16 protein-coding genes are annotated in these 20,099 nt (G+C 70.3%); 12 read left to right on the forward strand and 4 right to left on the reverse strand.

The genetic code is table 11. The features are described 5' to 3' along the window. Positions 1-42: 42 nt before the first annotated feature. Complete coding sequence (locus tag OO68_RS12130; RefSeq protein WP_033308307.1) at positions 43-1,251, reverse strand: trypsin-like serine peptidase; 1,209 nt, start codon at positions 1,249-1,251, stop codon at positions 43-45. A 6-nt stretch (positions 1,252-1,257) separates the two neighbouring features. Here OO68_RS12130 and OO68_RS46240 point away from each other — a divergent pair, with 6 nt between their 5' ends. Further along, complete coding sequence (locus tag OO68_RS46240; RefSeq protein ID WP_157852701.1) at positions 1,258-1,401, forward strand: hypothetical protein; 144 nt, start codon at positions 1,258-1,260, stop codon at positions 1,399-1,401. A 74-nt stretch (positions 1,402-1,475) separates the two neighbouring features. On the opposite strand, the gene OO68_RS12135 is transcribed toward OO68_RS46240, so the two are convergent. Then, positions 1,476-2,699: a trypsin-like serine peptidase gene (locus OO68_RS12135; protein WP_033308308.1), complete on the reverse strand. Its 1,224-nt coding sequence runs from the start codon at positions 2,697-2,699 to the stop codon at positions 1,476-1,478. A gap of 330 nt (positions 2,700-3,029) precedes the next feature. Between OO68_RS12135 and OO68_RS12140 the strand changes: the two genes are divergently transcribed. The 4 genes from OO68_RS12140 (at position 3,030) to OO68_RS12155 (ending at position 9,869) form a co-directional block, all read left to right on the forward strand. After that, positions 3,030-4,508 carry an aminotransferase class III-fold pyridoxal phosphate-dependent enzyme gene (locus OO68_RS12140; protein WP_403550697.1) on the forward strand — a complete coding sequence of 493 codons (1,479 nt, stop codon included), beginning with the start codon at positions 3,030-3,032 and terminating at the stop codon, positions 4,506-4,508. Between the two features lie 313 nt (positions 4,509-4,821). Beyond that, positions 4,822-6,891 (forward strand): IucA/IucC family protein, encoded by a 2,070-nt coding sequence (locus tag OO68_RS12145; protein WP_033308309.1) that lies wholly within the window; start codon positions 4,822-4,824, stop codon positions 6,889-6,891. 86 nt (positions 6,892-6,977) lie between these two features. Continuing rightward, positions 6,978-7,622, forward strand: a complete 645-nt coding sequence (locus OO68_RS12150; RefSeq protein WP_051814598.1) for a GNAT family N-acetyltransferase — start codon at positions 6,978-6,980, stop codon at positions 7,620-7,622. 270 nt (positions 7,623-7,892) lie between these two features. After that, on the forward strand, positions 7,893-9,869 hold the full coding sequence (locus OO68_RS12155; protein WP_033308310.1) for an ATP-dependent DNA helicase: 1,977 nt from the start codon (positions 7,893-7,895) through the stop codon (positions 9,867-9,869). Positions 9,870-9,922: 53 nt separating this feature from the next. Here the strand turns inward: OO68_RS12155 and lexA are convergent, their stop codons facing one another. Further along, entirely contained in the window at positions 9,923-10,723 is an 801-nt protein-coding gene (lexA, locus tag OO68_RS12160; protein ID WP_033308311.1) for a transcriptional repressor LexA, read from the reverse strand. A 621-nt stretch (positions 10,724-11,344) separates the two neighbouring features. Between lexA and nrdR the strand changes: the two genes are divergently transcribed. After that, entirely contained in the window at positions 11,345-11,905 is a 561-nt protein-coding gene (gene nrdR, locus OO68_RS12165; RefSeq protein WP_033308312.1) for a transcriptional regulator NrdR, read from the forward strand. A 160-nt stretch (positions 11,906-12,065) separates the two neighbouring features. Further along, positions 12,066-14,957: a vitamin B12-dependent ribonucleotide reductase gene (locus tag OO68_RS12170; RefSeq protein WP_033308313.1), complete on the forward strand. Its 2,892-nt coding sequence runs from the start codon at positions 12,066-12,068 to the stop codon at positions 14,955-14,957. Positions 14,958-15,076: 119 nt separating this feature from the next. On the opposite strand, the gene OO68_RS12175 is transcribed toward OO68_RS12170, so the two are convergent. Then, positions 15,077-15,610 carry a TerD family protein gene (locus OO68_RS12175; protein WP_033308314.1) on the reverse strand — a complete coding sequence of 178 codons (534 nt, stop codon included), beginning with the start codon at positions 15,608-15,610 and terminating at the stop codon, positions 15,077-15,079. A 155-nt stretch (positions 15,611-15,765) separates the two neighbouring features. Here OO68_RS12175 and OO68_RS12180 point away from each other — a divergent pair, with 155 nt between their 5' ends. From OO68_RS12180 to OO68_RS12200, 5 genes are all read left to right on the forward strand, one after another. Beyond that, a complete protein-coding gene (locus OO68_RS12180; RefSeq protein WP_033308315.1) occupies positions 15,766-16,371 on the forward strand; it encodes a YdbC family protein in 606 nt (201 codons plus the stop codon). A gap of 207 nt (positions 16,372-16,578) precedes the next feature. After that, positions 16,579-17,238, forward strand: coding sequence for a histidine phosphatase family protein (locus OO68_RS12185; RefSeq protein WP_033308316.1), 660 nt, complete (start codon positions 16,579-16,581; stop codon positions 17,236-17,238). A gap of 12 nt (positions 17,239-17,250) precedes the next feature. Continuing rightward, positions 17,251-18,156: an ADP-ribosylglycohydrolase family protein gene (locus OO68_RS12190; RefSeq protein WP_033308317.1), complete on the forward strand. Its 906-nt coding sequence runs from the start codon at positions 17,251-17,253 to the stop codon at positions 18,154-18,156. Positions 18,157-18,571: 415 nt separating this feature from the next. Beyond that, entirely contained in the window at positions 18,572-19,273 is a 702-nt protein-coding gene (gene rnhB, locus OO68_RS12195; protein ID WP_033308318.1) for a ribonuclease HII, read from the forward strand. 68 nt (positions 19,274-19,341) lie between these two features. After that, complete coding sequence (locus OO68_RS12200) at positions 19,342-19,971, forward strand: hypothetical protein (protein ID WP_078625256.1); 630 nt, start codon at positions 19,342-19,344, stop codon at positions 19,969-19,971. The last annotated feature ends 128 nt before the right edge of the window (positions 19,972-20,099 follow it).

Genomic DNA, 20,099 nt, shown 5'->3' on the forward strand with positions numbered 1-20,099 from the left:
CCCGCCCCCGTCGCCGGGGAGCGGGCCTTCAGCATGCACGGGTCACTGACCGCCGTACGTCTTGCTCATGTTCTGGTAGAGCGCCTCGGCGTCGCGTCCCAGCTGGGGGCCGGCCAGCCAGGTGTTGTCGGCCGGGCCGATCGAGGTGTTGGAGACCAGCACCGACTTGCCGTTCACGACCCGGAACCAGCCGCCGCCGGACGAACCGCCGGTCATGTCACAGCCGATGCGGTACATCGTCGGCAGGGAGGGACTGAGCGAGAACCGGCCGGGGATGTCGATGCACTTGAACATCTTTTCGCCGTTGTAGGGCGGCGCGGCCGGGTAGCCCCAGGCACCCATCTTCGCGGCCTCGGCCGCGGACGGGGCCGAGAAGTCCACGTCCAGCGCGGCGCCTACCGTCTCCTCCAGGGACTTGGCGCCCTGCTCCGGCTTCACGTGCAGCACGGCATAGTCGTACGCGGCCCCGTCACCGCCGCTCTCCGAACCGCCCTGGATCCACTGGTTCGAGGTCGAGGCCCAGTTCGCCCACCAGTTGCCGTAGGGGGCGACCTCGGCCGGGTTCGCGTTGCCGATCTCCGCCTCGGACTTGCCGAGGTCGTTGTAGGCCGGGACGAACATGATGTTGCGGTACCAGCCGCCGTTGCCGCCGGCGTGCACGCAGTGGCCCGCCGTCCACACCAGGTTGGACTTGCCCGGGTGGTTGACGTCCTTGACGACCGTGCCGGAGCAGACGGCCGGGCCGTCGGGGGAGTCGAAGAAGACCTTGCCGACCGGCGCCGCGTTGCGGTGGTACGGCGTCTTCTCCGCCTGCGCCCGGACCGGAGCCGGATCCGGGTCGCTGACGCCCTGGCCGGCCGCCGCGTCCTTGGTCGTGACCGTCTTGTCGGCCTCCTCGGCGGACTGCATCCGCTCCGGCTTCCAGAGGCCCTCGATCACCGGGTTGACGAAGTCCTTGGCGTCACTGAGCCACTTGTCCTTGTCCCAGTCCTTCCAACCGCCGTCCTTCCAGCGGTCGACATCGATCCCGTGCTCCTTGAGCTTGCCCGCGAGATCGGCCGGGATCTTGACCTTGCCGCCGCCGCTGCCGTCCGCGGCTGCCTGCGAGGAGGTGGCGTCGGGCTTGTCGCTCGCCGAGTCCGCCGAACCGCCGCAGGCGGTCGCGGTGAGCGCCAGCGCGGCGACGAGTCCGGTGGCGGCGAGGACGGTGCGCGGCCCGCGCCTGGGTGCGGGCGTACGTGTGGAACGCATGGTGCGATGACCCCCGTTGTGCGTACGTATGTGGTGCTGGTGCTGGTGCTGGTGCTGGTGCTGGTGCCGGGCGGGCGCTACGTGGGCATGTCATGGACCTGGGTGTGTTCGGTGGGTCCGCGCGACACCCCACTATGCCCGGGGAGTTGAGGGCGTACCGGGGTGGGGCGGTGAAGGTTTCCGCGGGGTGTGCCGCCCCACCGGCGGCGCCGTTCAGCAGGCCGTCACCGGTCGGCGAACTTCTTGCTGACCGAGTCGTACACGCCCTTGGCCACGCCGCCCAGGCGCGGCCCGGCCAGCCAGCCCGACGTCACCGGGCCGATGGAGGTGTTGGACACCAGCGCCGGCTTGCCGTCCGAGCCGGTCGCGACCCAGCCGCCGCCCGACGAACCGCCGGTCATGGTGCAGCCGATGCGGTACATCGTCGGATCCGACGCGGTGACCGACAGCCGTCCGGGCCGGTCCTCGCACCGGTACAGCTTCTGCCCGTCGTAGGGTGGCGCGGCCGGGTAGCCGATCGCCGTGAGGCTCTTCACCTGCGGCACCGCGGGCGCCTTGAAGTCGACCGGCAGCGCCGAACCGACCATCTCCTCCAGCGACTTGCCGCCGCTGCCCTTCTCCGGCGTCACATGGATGACCGCGAAGTCGTACGGCGCGCCGTCGCCGCCCGTCGAACCGCCCTGCTCGATCCACTGGTCCGAGGTCTGCGCCCAGTCGCCCCACCAGACACCGTAGGGAGCGACGTCCTCACGGGTGACGTTCTCCAGCTCCTCCACCGGCCTGCCGTCGTCGTTGTACGACGGCACGAACGCGATGTTGCGGTACCAGCCGCCCTTCTTGCCCGCGTGCACGCAGTGACCCGCCGTCCACACCAGGTTGGACTTGCCGGGGTGGGCCGGGTCCTTCACCACGGTCGCCGAGCAGACGGCCGAGCCCTTGGGGGAGTCGAAGAACACCTTCCCGGCCGTCGGGGCGTTGGCGTGGTACGACGGCGGCACGGCCTGCGCCTCGACCGGCTCGGGCGTCGGGTCGGTCACACCCTGGTCTCCGGAGAGGTCGCTCTCGTCGACGCCCTGGTCGGGCTCCTCGGCCTCCCGCATCCGGTCCGGGTTCCAGAGCCCCTCGATGATCGGGTTGATGTACTCGTGGGCCTCGCGCAGCCAGTCGTCCCGGTCCCAGTTCTTCCAGGCGCCGTTCTTCCACTTGTCGACGTCGATCCCGTGCTCGCGCAGCCGGTCCCTGATGTCGTCCGGGATCCTGAGCTTGCCGTCGTCGGAAGCGGTGGCCGACGCGGAGGCTTCACCGCCCGCCGCGGCGTCGCCCGACTCGCAGGCGGTGGCGGTGAGCGCGAGCGCCGAGACGAGGGCCACGGCGGCCAGTACGGGGGAATTCCTGCGGCCCGCCCTCCCCTCTCGGCTGGCATGGGACGACGGCCGTATGGATCGCATGATCTGACTCCCCCTGATACGGAACGAACGTGGACCGACCGGTGCCTCGGCCCCGATTCCCGCTGTCACACGGGCGGTTCGGGGACCGCACGGTGTCCGGGAACGGCACCACACACTATGCGGTGGCTGTCGGGGCGATCCGACGGGTCCGCAACAGTTCCGTTACGGAAAGGATCTTGAGGCAACCCGTAACCAGGTGAGTGATCCGCGGTTGGTAGCGGTGGGGGGGCCTGCTGTCTGTGCACGGTCCCCTGTGCCCGTGCCCAGTGGGAGGTCAGGGAAATCGTGGCGGAATCCACCCGTGGGGGTCGTGCGTCGGAGGAGGCCGCTGTGGGGCGTACGCAGGTGAAACCCCTTCCCGCCGGAGCCGTTGACGCCACCGCCCTCGCCTCGCGCGACGGGCACGAGGCGATCCTGCGCCGCCAAGCCGCGCGCGAACCCGCCGCCCGGACCTACGCCCGTGCCCTGCCGATCGTTCCGGTGCGGGCGCGGGGACTGACCATCGAGGGCGCGGACGGTCGCCGCTACCTGGACTGCCTCTCCGGCGCCGGCACCCTCGCCCTCGGCCACAACCACCCGGTCGTCCTGGAGGCCATCCGCCAAGTCCTGGACTCCGGCGCACCCCTGAACGCCCTCGATCTGGCGACACCCGCGAAGGACGCCTTCCTCACCGAGCTGTACCGCACCCTGCCGCCGGGCCTCGCCGGGCGGGCACGCGTGCGCTTCTGCGGGCCGGCCGGCAGCGAAGCCGTCGAGACCGCCTACGCACTGGTACGTGCGGCGACCGGTCGGAGCGGCCTCCTGGCGTTCACCGGTTCCGGCCGCGGAACCACCTGCCGAGCCCTCGACGGCACCTGGGCGGACACCCCGGACATGCGGGTCGCCCGCCTGCCCTACCCGCAGGACTACCGCTGCCCCTTCGGTGTCGGAGGCGAGCGCGGCGCCGACCTCGCCGCCCGCTGGACCGAGTCCCTCCTCGACGACCGCGGCCCCGGGGTGCCGCTGCCCGCCGGGATGCTCGTCGAGCCCGTTCAGAGCGAGGGCGGGGTGATCCCCGCACCGCACACCTGGCTGCGGCGCATGCGACAGCTCACCGCCGAGCGGTCCATCCCGCTGATCGTCGACGAGACCCACACCGGCGTCGGCCGGACCGGCGCCTTCTGGGCGGTGGAGCACAGCGGTGTGACCCCCGACGTGATGGTGCTCTCCAAAGCCATCGGCGGCAGCCTGCCACTGGCGGTCGTGGTCTACCGCGACGATCTCGACATCGGGGAACCCGGCGCTCCCGTCGGCACCTTCCCCGGCAACCAACTCGCCATGGCCGTCGGCACGGCAACCCTCGCTCACGTCCGCGAGAACGCCCTCGCCGAGCGTGCGGCGACCCTGGGGGAGCGCTTGCTGAGGCAATTGCGGGACCTCACCTCGGGGTTGAAGTGCGTAGGGGATGTGCGGGGGAGGGGACTGATGATCGGGGTCGAGCTGGTGGACCCGGAGGCTGAGGGGGACTCCGGCTCTTCTGGCGCTCCTGAGGCTGTGGAGGGCGGTGTGGCGGCATCGGTGATGCCGCACAGTGGACGACAACCCCGGCCCGCCGCCCCCGAACTGGCCGCCGCGGTCCAGCGGGAGTGCCTGCGGCGCGGCCTCATCGTCGGACTCGGCGGCCGTCACGCCAGCGTCGTACAACTGCTGCCGCCCCTGACCCTCACCGATGAGCAAGCGGCCGCCGTACTGGACCGCCTGACCGATGCGGTCCGGACAGCGGCTCGATGCCGTGGGGTGGCCCGGCAGACGCACCCTGAGCCGCGGTGAGCTTCTACGACACGGGGTTCGTGCGGTGCACGCTTTCGAGGCGTCTGCCTTCAGCCGTCTGCCCACCCGGGTCTGCTTGCCCGCACTGCGTCCGCCTGTCGGCAGTCTGTCGCCAGCCGCCTGACTGCCAGCCGATTGTCCGCCAGCGCCTGGCGCGCCATGAGCCCGTTCGCCCGCAGAGGGGCACGACCAACAGCCCGCCCGATCACAGCCCGCGCGCCTCTCCCTCGCGCCGCGCAGCCACACCCGAGTGAGGCTCCCCAGCCCACAGCCCTCCCCAGCATGATCCGGACCAGTCCAAGAGGTACCCGCCGTGAACGCCACCCCCCACACCCACCCCGACTCCCACACCCCGACACCTGGCCAAGGCTCCGTCGGCGCCCGGCCGTCCCAGATGTCGCCGAACCCGCGGGTCCCTCATCAGCGGCCGACGTCGAAACCCGCCCAGGGGCTGGGCGAAGGCCATGGCCCTGACCCCCTGGCCCATCCCGACCCGCACACCGTCGCCCAGGCTGTCGCCGTGGAGAACCTGCTCCGCTGCTGGGCGCGCGAGACCAACCAGTCCGCCCCGGCCGACGGCCACCTGCGCATCCCCCTTCCTGCCAGCGGCACGGCCCTGTCCGCCCCGGTCCGCTACTGGTCCCCGACGGGCTGGCACCGCTTCGGCCCACCTCGTCTGGCAGGCGCTCCCGACAGCACCCCACCGGTCGACGCCCTCACGCTCACCGCCCTGCTCACCAGGGAGATGTCCGCGAATGGCTCTGGCCACGACTGCGTACCCGACTCCTTCCCCAGGTCCACCCCCAGCTCCATCACCGGTGGCCTCAGCAACGGCACCGAACTCGTGGCGGGCGTTGCCGACTCCCTCCGACGCGTCGCCGGCTTCGTCACCGCCCGCCGGGAACGACCGGCCGACGGCCCCGACCGCTTCCTGACAGCGGAGCAGGCACTCCTCTTCGGACACCCACTCCACCCGACCCCGAAGAGTCGCGAGGGTCTTACCGATGCCCAAGCACTCCTGTACTCACCCGAGTCCCGGGGCTCCTTCCCTCTGCACTGGATGGCTGTCGCCTCCTCCGTCCTCGCCACCGACTCCTCCTGGACCGAACGTGGCCGCCCTGTCGCCGCACCCCTGCTCACCGCCCGCCTCGCCGGTCCCGCACCGGCGTTGCCGTTCGGGTACGCCCTGCTGCCCCTGCACCCCTGGCAGGCGCGCGAGATCCGCCACCGGCCGGAGATCGCTGCCCTGCTCGACGCCGGACTGCTCTGTGACCTCGGCACCAGCGGCCCTCACTGGCATCCCACCTCCTCCGTACGAACCGTCTACCGCTCCCATGCCCCCGCGATGCTCAAGCTCTCGCTGGGCCTGCGTATCACCAACTCCCGCCGGGAGAACCTCCGCAAGGAACTTCATCGCGGCGTCGAGGTCCACCGCCTGCTCCGCAGCGGCCTCGGACAGCAGTGGCGGGCCGCGCACCCGGACTTCGACATCGTTCGGGACCCCGCCTGGCTCGCCGTCGACACACCCGACGGGGCCCCGGTGCCCGGACTGGACGTGGTGATCCGCCACAACCCGTTCAGCCCCTCGGACGATGTCTCCTGCGTCGCCGGCCTCGTCACGCCGCGCCCGTCCTCGCCGGCCGTGCCGGACGAGGCGCCAGGGCACCCGGCCCAGCACGCCCCGGCCCAGCACGACCCGGCCCAGCACGACCCGGCCCAGCACGACCCGGCCAGGCCCGATCCGGCCCAGCGCAATGCGATCCCGCGGTCCCGGCTCGCCGAGCTCGTCACGCGTCTTGCCCGGCGCACCGGCCGTCCCCGCGGAGCCGTCGCCGCCGAGTGGTTCCTGCGCTACCTCGCCCATGTGGTGCGCCCCGTCCTCTGGCTGGACGGCGAGACCGGTGTCGCCCTGGAGGCACACCAGCAGAACACCCTGCTTCTGCTGGACGCGGACGGCTGGCCCACGGGAGGCCGCTACCGCGACAACCAGGGCTACTACTTCCGCGAGTCCCGGCGCGGGGAGCTCGACACCCGGTTGCCCGGGATCGGAGAGCGGAGCGACACCTTCGTAGACGACGAGGTCATTGACGAGCGACTCGTGTACTACCTGGTGGTCAACAACGTGTTCGGCCTCATCGGCGCGTTCGGCTCCCAGGGGCTGGCCGACGAGCGGCTGCTGCTCGCCGCCTTCCGCCGTTTCCTCGCCAACGCGGCCTCCGGTCCGGCTCGGCTGCACAGCTCGCTGCCCGCCCGGCTGCTCGACTCACCCGTCCTGCGCTGCAAGGCCAACCTTCTGACCCGGCTGCACGGCCTCGACGAACTGGTGGGCCCGGTCGACGGGCAGTCCGTCTACGTGACCATCGCCAACCCCCTGCCTTTCTGACCACCCTGATCGACGCCGACCACGGCTGTACCTCCTTCATCTCATCCCTGAGCACACGCCCCACCCCTTCTCGAGAGGAGCGTTGAATGCCTTCCGCCGACCCGATCGACGCGCCCGGCGAGCCTCCGCCCCGAGCGGGCGGGCATGACGACGCACTCGACGACCTCCTCGACAGCGTCGCCGCATGGGGTCCGGCCGACACACGCGCAGGCGTGTTCCACCTCGTGCCCGCGCGCATCGAACGCGACCTTCCGCTCATCAGCCGTTGGATGAACGACCCCGCAGCCGCGGCGTTCTGGGAGCTGTCCGGACCGCAGGACGTGGCCGAGGATCACCTGCGGACCCAGCTGGCCGGCGATGGGCGCAGCGTGCCGTGCGTCGGTCTACTGGACGGAACACCGATGAGCTACTGGGAGATCTACCGGGCGGATCTCGACCCGTTGACCCGCCATTACCCGGCCAGGCCTCATGACACGGGCGTCCACCTTCTGATCGGTGCGGTCGCGGACCGGGGACGCGGTCTCGGCGGTCTGCTGCTGCGGGCCGTGGCCGATCTCGTGCTCGCGCAGCGGCCCTCCTGCGCACGTGTCATCGCGGAACCCGACATCCGCAACACCCCCTCCCTCGCCGCTTTCCTGACCGCTGGCTTCCGGTTCTCCGCCGAGGTCGACCTGCCCGCCAAGCGGGCCGCCCTCATGGTCCGAGACCGGTCCCTCCGGCTTCTGTTGTAGCGCTGTGTAATCGTGCCATCACTCATCGAACGCAGCCCGGGTCGAGGCAGTTCCCGTCTGTGCGGGAATCTTTCGAGCGGCTTCGCAGCGCCCTCACCTACGCAGCCGGCCACCCGCCACCCAACCGGCCACCCCGCCACCCAGCCGGCCACCCGTACACCCGCCACCTCCCCCCGAGGAGCCCACGGTCTTGATCCCGTCCCGCGCCCACGCCGCTGCCGCCGCCTTGATCACCCGTTTGTCAGTGCAGGGTCGTAGGGTGGTCGCGCTATGACGAAGCCCTCACTCCCCGAACTCCTGCATGCTGCCGTCACTGCCGTCGGCGGCACGGAGCGCCCCGGTCAGGTGGCCATGGCCGAAGCCGTCGAGGAAGCGATCGACGACGGCTCCCACCTGCTGGTCCAGGCCGGCACCGGTACCGGCAAGTCGCTCGGGTACCTGGTGCCCGCGCTGGCGCACGGGGAGCGGGTGGTCGTCGCGACCGCCACCCTGGCCCTGCAGCGCCAGCTGGTGGAGCGCGACCTGCCGAGAACGGTCGAGTCGCTGCACCCCTTGCTGCGCCGCCGTCCGGAATTCGCAATGCTCAAGGGCCGGTCGAACTACCTCTGCCTGCACCGGCTGCACGAAGGGGTCCCGCAGGACGAGGAGGAGGGTCTCTTCGACCAGTTCGAGGCCGCCGCGCCCACCAGCAAGCTCGGCCAGGACCTGCTGCGGGTGCGCGACTGGGCCGACGAGACCGAGACCGGCGACCGTGACGACCTCACGCCCGGCATCTCGGACCGGGCCTGGGCGCAGGTCTCGGTGTCGTCCAGGGAGTGCCTGGGTGCCTCGAAGTGCGCGTACGGAGCCGAGTGCTTCGCCGAGATGGCCCGCGAGCGGGCCAAGCTCGCCGAGGTCGTCGTCACCAACCACGCGCTGCTCGCGATCGACGCCATCGAAGGCGCCCCGGTCCTCCCGCAGCACGAGGTGCTGATCGTCGACGAGGCGCACGAACTGGTCTCCCGGGTCACCGGAGTCGCCACCGGCGAGCTCACCCCCGGCCAGGTCAACCGCGCGGTGCGCCGTGCGGCGAAACTGGTCAACGAGAAGGCCGCCGACCAGCTCCAGACCGCCGCCGAGGGTTTCGAACGGCTGATGGAGCTGGCGCTGCCGGGCCGTCTGGAGGAGATTCCCGAGGACCTCGGGTATGCCCTCATGGCGCTGCGCGACGCGTGCCGCACGGTCATCTCCGGGATCGGCGCGACCCGTGACAAGTCCGTCCAGGACGAGGACGCTGTCCGCAAGCAGGCACTCGCCTCCGTGGAGAACGTGCACGACGTGGCGGAGCGCATCACGAACGGCTCCGAGTGGGACGTCGTCTGGTACGAGCGCCACGACCGTTTCGGCGCCTCCCTGCGTGTCGCCCCCATGTCCGTCTCCGGGCTGCTGCGGGAGAAGCTCTTTGCGGACCGCTCCGTGGTCCTGACGTCGGCGACGCTGAAGCTGGGCGGCGACTTCAACGGCGTCGGTGCCTCCCTGGGCCTCGCCCCCGAGGGCACCGAGGGCGACGACGTCCCGCAATGGAAGGGCATCGACGTCGGCTCGCCCTTCGACTACCGCAAGCAGGGCATCCTGTACGTCGCCAAGCACCTGGCCCGTCCCGCGCGGGACGGCGATCGTGCGGACATGCTCGACGAGCTCACGGAGCTGATCCAGGCGGCAGGCGGCCGCACCCTCGGCCTGTTCTCCTCGATGCGGGGCGCCCAGCTGGCCGCCGAGGAGCTGCGCTCACGGATCCCCGAGTTTCCAATCCTCCTGCAGGGCGAAGAGACACTCGGCGAGCTGATCAAGAACTTCGCGGCCGATCCGAAGACCTGCCTCTTCGGCACGCTGTCGCTCTGGCAGGGCGTGGATGTCCCGGGGCCGAGCTGCCAGTTGGTCGTCATGGACAAGATTCCGTTCCCGCGCCCTGACGACCCCCTGATGAGCGCCCGCCAGAAGGCCGTCGAGGAGGCGGGCGGCAATGGTTTCATGGCGGTCGCCGCCACCCATGCGGCACTCCTCATGGCCCAGGGCGCCGGCCGTCTGGTACGGGCGTCGGGCGACCGCGGGGTGGTCGCCGTCCTCGACCAGCGTCTGGCGACGGCCCGGTACGGCGGTTACCTGAAGGCGTCACTGCCCGACTTCTGGTGCACGACGGACCGTAACCAGGTCCGGAAGTCGTTGGCAGCGATCGACGAGGCTGCCCGGCAGACGGAAGGCGCGTGAGTGGTGGGGGGGGGGCCTTGGCCCACCCCCCCCACTCACGCGCCTTCCCGAGCTCACCCCGGTCCCACCACCGGCCCCCGACAGCGCAGGACGGCCACCACCTTGCCGAGGATGGTCGCGTCGTCGCCGGGGATCGGCTCATAGGCCGCATTGTGCGGCAGGAGCCAGACGTGGCCGTCCTCGCGCTTGAAGCGCTTGACGGTGGCTTCGCCGTCGAGCATCGCGGCCACGATGTCGCCGTTCTCGGCGACCGGCTGACGGCGCACCGTGACCCAGTCGCCGTCGCAGATCGCGGCCTCGATCATCGAGTCACCCACGACCTTCAGGACGAACAGCTCACCATCACCGACGAGCTGGCGGGGGAGAGGGAAGACGTCCTCGACGGATTCCTCGGCGAGGATCGGGCCACCGGCGGCGATCCGGCCGACCAGCGGCACGTACGACGCGGCCGGCTTGCCTGCCGTGTCCGTGGGCTGCACCGAGGCGGCCTGATCGGAACCGCGCACCTCGTAGGCGCGCGGGCGGTGCGGGTCGCGGCGCAGGAAGCCCTTGCGCTCCAGGGCCATCAGCTGGTGTGCGACGGAGGAGGTGCTGGAGAGGCCCACGGCCTGACCGATCTCCCGCATCGACGGCGGGTAGCCCCGCCGCTGCACGGAGTCCCTGATGACCTCGATCACGCGGCGCTGGCGATCGGTGAGTCCGGAGCTGTCCGCCCGGATGCCCGGAGGTCGGCCCGGCAGGGAGCGCTTGTGCCCCTCAGGGTTCGTGGCTTCGTTCATCGCATGCACCGGCTCCAGTCGGCCCTGGGAGCGGTCCTGGGCAGCGATGGCGGCACTGTCTGCGGTGGTGGTCACGTCGGCCCCTCTCGATGGTCTCCCTGCTGGACAACGGTAGTTGCTTTCGAAAGGTTGCGCCAAACACACGTTCGAGTGAAAAATCGCGAATCACCGGACGCAGTCATGTGTCCGGGTGTATTGGCGGCCGTGCCACCTGGCGGGCAAAAGGGCCCATTGCTGTACTCTTCACCGCCGGGGTGATCGCTCGTGGACTGGTGCCCCAGTCTGCCATCCGGCCTTCCCCTGCCCCGGGACCAGCCCTCATCTGTGCGGGAGTCCCACGTCCCCTCCCCGCGGCGCCCACGGTATCTCCGCATGTGCCGCAGCGATACGGCTGTGCCGGAACGGATGCGGCCGTGTCCCGGACGGAGCCGTCGGCGGCGGCGCGTCCGGAGGCCCGCGGGGCCGGTGCGGCCCGACCCGCCGCACGTCACCTGCGCCTACGCGTGCGACACGCGGCAACGGCTTGGATGTATGAGCCAATCCCCACATCTAGTGGTTGGATTGCAACTGCATCCCAGAAGTTGTGGTCCCCCGGGTCTCGAGGCTCATGGTCATCGCCTATGCTGGGGGCTGCTTCGTGGGGCGCAAGATGCCCGGCGAGGCTATTGAGTCTGCTGTGAGGAGGGTTGGGAATTCATGCACTGCCCCTTCTGCAGGCACCCCGACAGCCGTGTCGTCGACAGTCGTACGACCGACGACGGCACGTCGATCCGCAGGCGCCGCCAGTGCCCTGACTGCTCCCGTCGTTTCACGACCGTGGAGACGTGCTCGCTCATGGTGGTGAAGCGGTCCGGAGTCACCGAGCCCTTCAGCCGTACGAAGATCATCAATGGTGTGCGCAAAGCGTGCCAGGGGCGGCCCGTCACCGAGGACGCGCTGGCCCAGCTCGGCCAGCGGGTCGAGGAGGCGGTGCGAGCGACCGGAAGCGCCGAGCTGACCACCCACGACGTGGGGCTGGCCATACTCGGCCCGTTGCAGGAGCTCGATCTCGTCGCATACCTGCGCTTCGCCTCCGTCTACCGGGCCTTCGACTCGCTGGACGACTTCGAGGCGGCCATCGAGGAGCTCAGGGCGCAGACGGGACACCCCGGCGCGGACGACGGAGACCGCGAGGACACGGCCGCGGGGGGCCAGAAAGACGACCGCGGGTCCGGAGGGGCGGAACAGGTCCCCCAGCCCGCCGGCGCCGCCGACTGACCGGCGGGCCGGACCCGAAGGCAGCTCCGGGCCCGGCCGGACGGCGGCGAGAAGACCTGTTGCGGGCGACGTGAGTGGGTGCCCGCAACATCAGACAGAACACCGTGCCACGGGAACAACGGGGCACTTCAGGGCGTTTTCGCCCGTACAGGGAGGCGGCATGACAGAGACGGCGAGCGGTCCGGCACGGAGTTCCCGCGCCAAGAGCCCCAAGGCGAGCAAGGGCCTGCGTGTCGAGCGCATCCACACCACCCCTGGGGTCCACCCCTACGACGAGGTGGCCTGGGAGCGTCGTGACGTCGTCATGACCAACTGGCGTGACGGCTCGGTCAACTTCGAGCAGCGCGGCGTCGAGTTCCCCGACTTCTGGTCGGTGAACGCGGTCAACATCGTCACCAGCAAGTACTTCCGCGGTGCCGTGGGCACCCCGCAGCGCGAGACCAGCCTCAAGCAGCTGATCGACCGCATCGTGAAGACGTACCGGAAGGCCGGTGAGGACCACAAGTACTTCGCCTCGCCCGCCGACGCCGAGATCTTCGAGCACGAGCTGGCCTACGCCCTCCTGCACCAGATCTTCAGCTTCAACAGCCCCGTGTGGTTCAACGTGGGCACGCCGCAGCCCCAGCAGGTCTCCGCCTGCTTCATCCTGTCCGTCGACGACTCCATGGAGTCGATCCTCGACTGGTACAAGGAAGAGGGCATGATCTTCAAGGGCGGCTCCGGCGCCGGCCTGAACCTCTCCCGGATCCGCTCCTCCAAGGAGCTGCTGTCCTCCGGCGGCAATGCCTCCGGCCCGGTCTCCTTCATGCGCGGCGCCGACGCCTCCGCAGGAACGATCAAGTCCGGTGGCGCCACCCGCCGCGCCGCCAAGATGGTCGTCCTCGACGTGGACCACCCGGACATCGAGGACTTCATCGAGACCAAGGTCAAAGAAGAGGAAAAGATCCGCGTCCTGCGCGACGCCGGCTACGACATGGACCTGGGCGGCGACGACATCACGTCCGTCCAGTACCAGAACGCCAACAACTCGGTCCGGGTGAACGACGAGTTCATGCAGGCCGTCGAGCAGGGCGGCAAGTTCGGCCTGCGCGGGCGGATGACGGGCGAGGTGATCGAGGAGGTCGACGCCAAGGCGCTCTTCCGCCGGATCGCCGAGGCCGCATGGGCCTGCGCCGACCCCGGTATCCAGTACGACGGCGTCATCAACAACTGGCACACCTGCCCCGAGTCCGGCCGGATCACCGCGTCGAACCCGTGCAGCGAGTACATGCACCTGGACAACACGTCCTGCAACCTGGCCTCGCTGAACCTGATGAAGTTCCTGAAGGACGACGGCAAGGGCAACCAGTCCTTCGAGGCCGAGCGCTTCCAGAAGGTCGTCGAGCTGGTCATCACCGCGATGGACATCTCGATCTGCTTCGCGGACTTCCCGACGCAGAAGATCGGCGAGAACACGCGCGCGTTCCGCCAGCTCGGCATCGGCTACGCCAACCTCGGCGCCCTGCTGATGGCCACCGGCCACGCGTACGACTCCGACGGCGGCCGCGCCCTCGCCGGCGCCATCACCTCCCTGATGACGGGCACGGCGTACCGGCGTTCCGCCGAACTCGCCTCGGTCGTCGGCCCGTACGAGGGCTACGCCCGCAACGCCGACGCCCACAAGCGCGTCATGAAGCAGCACTCGGACGCCAACGACAAGGCCGTCCGCATGGACGACCTGGACACCCCGGTGTGGGCCGCCGCCAGTGAGGCCTGGGGAGACGTGCTGCGCATCGGCGAGAAGAACGGTTTCCGTAACTCGCAGGCGTCCGTGCTCGCCCCGACCGGCACCATCGGCCTGGCGATGTCCTGCGACACCACCGGTGTCGAGCCCGACCTCGCGCTGGTCAAGTTCAAGAAGCTGGTCGGCGGCGGCTCGATGCAGATCGTCAACGGCACCGTCCCGCAGGCCCTGCGCCGTCTGGGCTACCTGGAAGAGCAGATCGAGGCGATCGTCGCCCACATCGCCGAGAACGGCAACGTGATCGACGCCCCCGGTCTCAAGCCCGAGCACTACGAGGTGTTCGACTGCGCCATGGGCGAGCGTGCCATCTCCCCGATGGGCCACGTCCGCATGATGGCCGCGATCCAGCCGTGGATCTCCGGCGCCATCTCCAAGACGGTCAACATGCCGGAGTCGGCGACCGTCGAGGAGGTCGAGGAGATCTACTTCGAGGCCTGGAAGCTCGGCGTCAAGGCGCTCGCGATCTACCGCGACAACTGCAAGGTCGGCCAGCCCCTCTCCGCCAAGACCAAGGAGAAGGAGAAGGCGGAGATCACCGAGAAGGCCGAGGAGACGATCCGTACCGCGGTCGAGAAGGTCGTCGAGTACCGCCCGGTCCGCAAGCGCCTGCCGAAGGGACGTCCCGGCATCACCACGTCCTTCACCGTCGGCGGTGCCGAGGGCTACATGACGGCCAACTCCTACCCGGACGACGGTCTCGGTGAGGTCTTCCTCAAGATGTCCAAGCAGGGCTCGACCCTCGCGGGCATGATGGACGCCTTCTCCATCGCGGTCTCCGTCGGCCTCCAGTACGGCGTGCCGCTGGAGACGTACGTCTCGAAGTTCACCAACATGCGCTTCGAGCCGGCCGGTATGACGGACGACCCGGACGTGCGGATGGCGCAGTCGATCGTCGACTACATCTTCCGCCGCCTGGCGCTGGACTTCCTGCCCTTTGAGACGCGCTCCGCGCTCGGCATCCACTCCGCCGAGGAGCGTCAGCGTCACCTGGAGACCGGTTCGTACGAGCCGTCCGAGGACGAGGTCGACGTCGAGGGCCTGGCCCAGTCGGCGCCGCGCGCCCAGGAGCTGAAGGCCGTCACGGCTCCGAAGGCCGAAGAGGCGGCCAAGCCCGCCCCACAGCAGGCCCACACCAGTGCCGAACTGGTGGAGATGCAGCTGGGCATCCAGGCCGACGCCCCGCTGTGCTTCTCCTGCGGCACGAAGATGCAGCGCGCCGGTTCCTGCTACATCTGCGAGGGCTGCGGCTCGACCAGCGGCTGCAGCTGACGCCGAACGCCTGAGCCGATGACGACAGGGGCACCGCCTGCGGGCGGTGCCCCTGTCGTTCTGCCTGCCTCGCCGGTGTCGGGCTCAGGGACGCTGCTCCGCGCCCATCGGTGTCGGGCTCAGGGACGCTGCTCCGCGCCCATCGTGGTGGTGAAGTCCACGGGATCGCCCTGGAAACCACGCAGGCCGGACCGGAACTCCCACGGGCCGGAGCCCTCCCGGGTGAACTCCGCGACCGTCGCCGCCGTCGCCCCGAGGACCCCCCCGAAGTCGTCCTCCGCGAGGACGGTGTACCCCTCGCGGATACGCAAACCGGGGTTGCTCACACTGACGAAGGTGCGCTCCGCCGGGCGCTGCTGGATGACGACACCGACCACCACGCGCGCGTAGCGGACGTCGAGCCGGTCGAGTTCCAGCGTCATGACTTCGTCGTAGCCGAAGCCCTGGCCGTCCTTGCTGTCCCGGTTGAGGATGATCGTGCCGTCGGGCGAACGGCTGTCGAAGTGCACCACGTATGCGGGGTCGCCGTGCGGAGCGTCGGCCAGGTAGGTCGCCGCGACCAGGTCCAGGTCGGTGGACGGCTGCCCCGCCGGACTGGGATCCCACCGCACCGCGATCTCGACCTTGCGAAGCCCCTTGTTGAGCCCGTCCACCAGAGTCCCCTTCCCCGTACCGACCCGTCCGCCGGACCCAACTGCCGGGCCCTCATGACCGTTTGCCCATCCTGCCACGCGTGTGGGTGCGCGCGTGGGGGAGTGGTCCACCCGAGAGTGACCGACGCCACGCGCCGTGGCCTTACCATGGCGCGGTGCTGGTCAAGTGGATTCGCTGCACCGTGGTGGACCGCCGCGGTTTCGAGCGGGGGCAGCGGAAGTGGGCGGGGCTTCTGGGGGAGCCGGGATTTCGCGGGCAGGGGGGTGGCTGGAGCCGGGGACGGCAGGACGTGGCGCACATCTTCGCGTTCTGGGAGAGCCGCGCCTTCTACGACTCCTTCATGGCGCGGTCGCACGACCGGCTCGCGTCTGCCCAGGCGGGGACGTTCAAGGACGCCCAGGTGAGGCTGTTCGACTATCGCTTCGACGTGAAGACCGGTTTCGAACCGCGCTTCACCGACGCCGACCTGCTCCGGGTGGCGCTCTGCCGCATCCACGAGGAGCGGGCCGAACACTTCGTGCTGATGCAGGAGAAGGTCTGGAACCCGGCGATGGCCGGTTCGCCCGGCATGGTGCGCGGGCTGTTCGGTGAGGCACCGGGGAACGAATTCCTGGTGCTCTCGATGTGGCGCTCGGCCGCCGAGCACGGCAAGTACCGCACCGAACGCGTGGAGCGGCTCGCCCTGAGGGCCCAGACGGAGGCGGACGTAGCGGCGCTCACCGGGGACGTCGTGGACATGGAGTCGAGCTGGACGGTCTGAGCCCGCGCGGAGTCGGGTGCCCCGGACGGTGCGGGCAGGTGCCCGGAGAGGTGCGGCGCTGTGTGACGCCGCAGGGCCCGGACGGAACCGTTCCGACTCGGACAGGAGTGCGATCAGTGTGACCTGTGGTGCAGGAATCGTGTGACCTACGCTGTATGGGTGCGGCAGGAGTCCTCCGCCGACCCTCACCCGATCTAGGGTCTTGGCATGGCACGACCACGGCGCATCGTCCTTGTCCGGCACGGCGAGTCGACGGGCAATGTCGATGACTCCGTCTACGAGCGTGAGCCCGACCACGCCCTGGCGCTGACCGAGCGCGGCCGGCGGCAGGCGGAGGCCACGGGCGAGCAGCTGCGCAGGCTCTTCGGCGACGAGTACGTCAGCGTGTACGTCTCCCCGTACCGTCGTACGCACGAGACCCTGCGCGCGTTCCACCTCGACCCCGGACGCATACGGGTGCGGGAGGAACCCCGGCTGCGCGAGCAGGACTGGGGCAACTGGCAGGACCGGGACGAGGTCCGCCTTCAGAAGGCCTACCGGGACGCGTACGGCCACTTCTTCTACCGCTTCGCCCAGGGCGAGTCCGGCGCCGACGTCTATGACCGGGTCGGCGGCTTCCTGGAGAGCCTGTTCCGCAGCTTCGAGGACCCCGACCACCCGCCGAACGTCCTCATCGTCACCCACGGCCTGGCCATGCGGCTCTTCTGTATGCGGTGGTTCCACTGGACGGTGTCGGAGTTCGAGTCACTGTCGAACCCCGGGAACGGTGAGGTGCGGATGCTCGTTCTGGGGGACGACGGCAAGTACACCCTCGACCGGCCGTTCGATCGTTGGCGAGATCCCGAGCCGTACGGGATCACCGGATAGAGTGGCAGGGCGATGACCGCTGATTCCTCCCCCGCTGTGCGCCTGGACCGCGCCCTGGCCTGCCTGCGCGGACTGTCCGTCGGGGACGCCCTCGGCTCCCAGTACTTCGTGCCGGTGAACTACCCGCTGCTCAAGCGCCGCGAGGTGCCGTCCGGGCCCTGGCAGTGGATGGACGACACGGAGATGGCCGGCTCGGTCGTCGCCGTCCTGGCCGTCCACCACCGCATCGACCAGGACGCGCTGGCCCGCTCCTTCGCCGAGCACCACGATTTCGACCGGGGCTACGGCCCCGCGGTCAACCGCCTGCTGCGCCTCGTCCGGGAGGGTGGCGACTGGCGGGAGCTCGCCGCGGCGCTCTTCAAGGGGCAGGGCTCCTGGGGCAACGGCGCGGCGATGCGGATCGCCCCGCTGGGCGCCTGGTATGCGGACGATCCGGAGCAGGCGACCCACCAGGCGGAGATCTCGGCGTACACCACGCACCAGCACCGCGAGGGCGTCGTCGGGGCCATGGCCGTCGCCGCGGCCGCCGCGTTCGCCGCCGCTCCCGACGGACCGCCCAGCGCCGAAGCCCTCCTCGACGGTGTCATCGGCCTCGTGCCCAAAAGCGCCGTGGGCGCGGGGCTTCGCCGGGCCCGGGACATGCTCGACTACGGCGACCCGGGCACGGTCGCGGCCGTCCTGGGCTGCGGGCGGCGTACGACCGCCCATGACACGGTGCCCTTCGCCCTCTGGTCGGCCGCGAGAAGTCTCGGCGACTACGAGCAGGCGTTCTGGACGACCGCGCAGGTGGGCGGGGACGTCGACACCACGTGCGCCATCGTCGGCGGCGTGATCGCTGCGGGGAAGGCGGGGACACCGCCCGCCGAGTGGGTGGATCGGACGGAGCCGCTTCCGGACTGGGTGCCCACGTCGGTCTGACGGTCTGGGCTCTCCGCTCCTTCAGAAACTCTCCGTGTGCATCGGGAACTCTCCGTGACCCGCCGCCCGTTGTCCTGGTACCCGCTGTGCGAGCCGCCGGGGCGTTCGTGAGTGCTACACGCAGGCCTTCCGTAAGAGGGATCTGCGCAGTTTGAGACGCCATACCGGCGATGGTGATGTACCGGTCGAAGGTGTGCTGCTGTGAACGACGGGATCGTGAAGTCGAGGAATCCATCCACCAGTTGATGGGCCCGCTGCTGCTGCCGCACGATTCCTGAGGCTGTGGCCGACGGGCCTCGCTCCGCTGTCGGAGGTGCGCGACGCCCCGGTCGGCCGGTGCCTGACCGGGTTGTTCACGGGGTGCGGAGGACCGGGGTGTTGCGGGCGGTTCCGGGCGGCGTAATCTAGGGGCGCCATGCCGTACGAACCGCCTACTCACACCGTCGAGCGCTCCCTTCGAGCCACGACCGGAGCGAAGATCGTTGCAGGTGTCGACGAGGTGGGGCGCGGCGCGTGGGCCGGTCCCGTCACCGTCTGCGCGGCGATCACCGGACTGCGCCGTCCCCCGGAGGGGCTCACGGACTCGAAGCTGCTCACCATCAAGCGACGTACCGTCCTCGCCGAGGAACTGCGGACCTGGGTGACGTCGTACGCGCTGGGGCATGCCTCCCCGGAGGAGATAGACGCCCTGGGGATGACGGCCGCGCTGCGGCTCGCGGCGGGGCGTGCGCTGGACGCGCTGCCGGTCCGTCCCGACGCGGTCATCCTCGACGGCAAGCACGACTACCTCGGTGCGCCCTGGCGGGTCCGTACGGTGATCAAGGGCGACCAGTCCTGCGTGGCGGTCGCGGCGGCCTCGGTGATCGCCAAGGTCCAGCGCGACAAAATGATGGCCGAACTGGGTATCGACCATGCAGACTTCGGTTTTGCGGACAACGCCGGGTATCCATCCCCCGTGCACAAGGCCGCACTGGCGGAGCGGGGCCCCACCCCCTACCACCGGTTGTCGTGGGCGTATCTTGATGCGCTGCCCCAGTGGCGGCACCTCAAGAAGGTCCGCACCTGGGCGGACGAAAGTGTTCCGGAGATCGAGGGTCAGCTCGGCTTCGATTTCTGACGGTTTCGTTCGCACGCATGCGCCACCCGCCGACGCGGGCCGTACCAACGTTTGATAAATATCAACTCATGCCTCTCATTCCCGAGGAGCCTCAGATTCACGAGAGTGCCCAGGGTCCCCGCGCCACGCCGGCCAGCGGCCGCACCGCGCCGACCCCCCGTCCCGTACCCGGCCCCCGTCCCGCGGCTCCGTCGCGTCCCGGTCGCCCCGGCCCTCTCCGGCCGGCGCCGCCGATGCAACGTACGCCGCGCGACGTGGCCGCCAAGCCCGCTCCGTCGGGTCCCGCCGCCGGTGCCGCCGCTCCGGTCACCCCGCAGATCCAGCTGATCCCGGCTTCCCTGGAGGGGGCGCTCGACGCCGCCGAGGAAGCCGTGGACCTGCTGCTGGACTCCGGTCGTGCCCCCGGCGACGTGCTGGTGATCACGACCGGGGAGCAGCACCCGTGGGCCGCCCACGAGCTGTCCTTCGGTGAAACCTCCTACTGGGCCCAGCACGACGCCGGTGACGATGTCTTCTACACGGATGTCACCATCGCGGACCGTGCCGCGTCGCGTCCGGTGGTCGTGGTCGCCGTCAACGGCGGTCACGAGGACGCAGCCGCGCGTGCCCTGTCCGCGGCCCACTCCCGGGCCGGCACCCTGCTGATCGTTTGCGGCGACCCGCAGCGGATCAACTCGGTGCTGGGCGCGGGCGTTTGAGCCGCTGCCACTGCACCCGACGGGGCGCTGGGGCGTGACTTCAGGTGCCGCTGTGGCGGCGCCGCACGGCGGGCGGTTCACCGTGCCCGGAGGTCGCTGGACCGTGCTCGGGTGAGGCCAGGCGGTCG

Source organism: Streptomyces iakyrus (genome assembly GCF_000717055.1).
GTDB classification, from domain to species: domain Bacteria; phylum Actinomycetota; class Actinomycetes; order Streptomycetales; family Streptomycetaceae; genus Streptomyces; species Streptomyces iakyrus.

Coding starts and splice junctions, on each gene's coding strand:
- OO68_RS12130 (WP_033308307.1), bottom strand. CDS start 1,251: ATGCGTTCCACACGTACGCCCGCACCCAGGCGCGGGCCGCGCACCGTC.
- OO68_RS46240 (WP_157852701.1), top strand. CDS start 1,258: ATGACCCCCGTTGTGCGTACGTATGTGGTGCTGGTGCTGGTGCTGGTG.
- OO68_RS12135 (WP_033308308.1), bottom strand. CDS start 2,699: ATGCGATCCATACGGCCGTCGTCCCATGCCAGCCGAGAGGGGAGGGCG.
- OO68_RS12150 (WP_051814598.1), top strand. CDS start 6,978: ATGCCTTCCGCCGACCCGATCGACGCGCCCGGCGAGCCTCCGCCCCGA.
- OO68_RS12155 (WP_033308310.1), top strand. CDS start 7,893: ATGACGAAGCCCTCACTCCCCGAACTCCTGCATGCTGCCGTCACTGCC.
- nrdR (WP_033308312.1), top strand. CDS start 11,345: ATGCACTGCCCCTTCTGCAGGCACCCCGACAGCCGTGTCGTCGACAGT.
- OO68_RS12170 (WP_033308313.1), top strand. CDS start 12,066: ATGACAGAGACGGCGAGCGGTCCGGCACGGAGTTCCCGCGCCAAGAGC.
- OO68_RS12185 (WP_033308316.1), top strand. CDS start 16,579: ATGGCACGACCACGGCGCATCGTCCTTGTCCGGCACGGCGAGTCGACG.
- OO68_RS12190 (WP_033308317.1), top strand. CDS start 17,251: ATGACCGCTGATTCCTCCCCCGCTGTGCGCCTGGACCGCGCCCTGGCC.
- rnhB (WP_033308318.1), top strand. CDS start 18,572: ATGCCGTACGAACCGCCTACTCACACCGTCGAGCGCTCCCTTCGAGCC.
- OO68_RS12200 (WP_078625256.1), top strand. CDS start 19,342: ATGCCTCTCATTCCCGAGGAGCCTCAGATTCACGAGAGTGCCCAGGGT.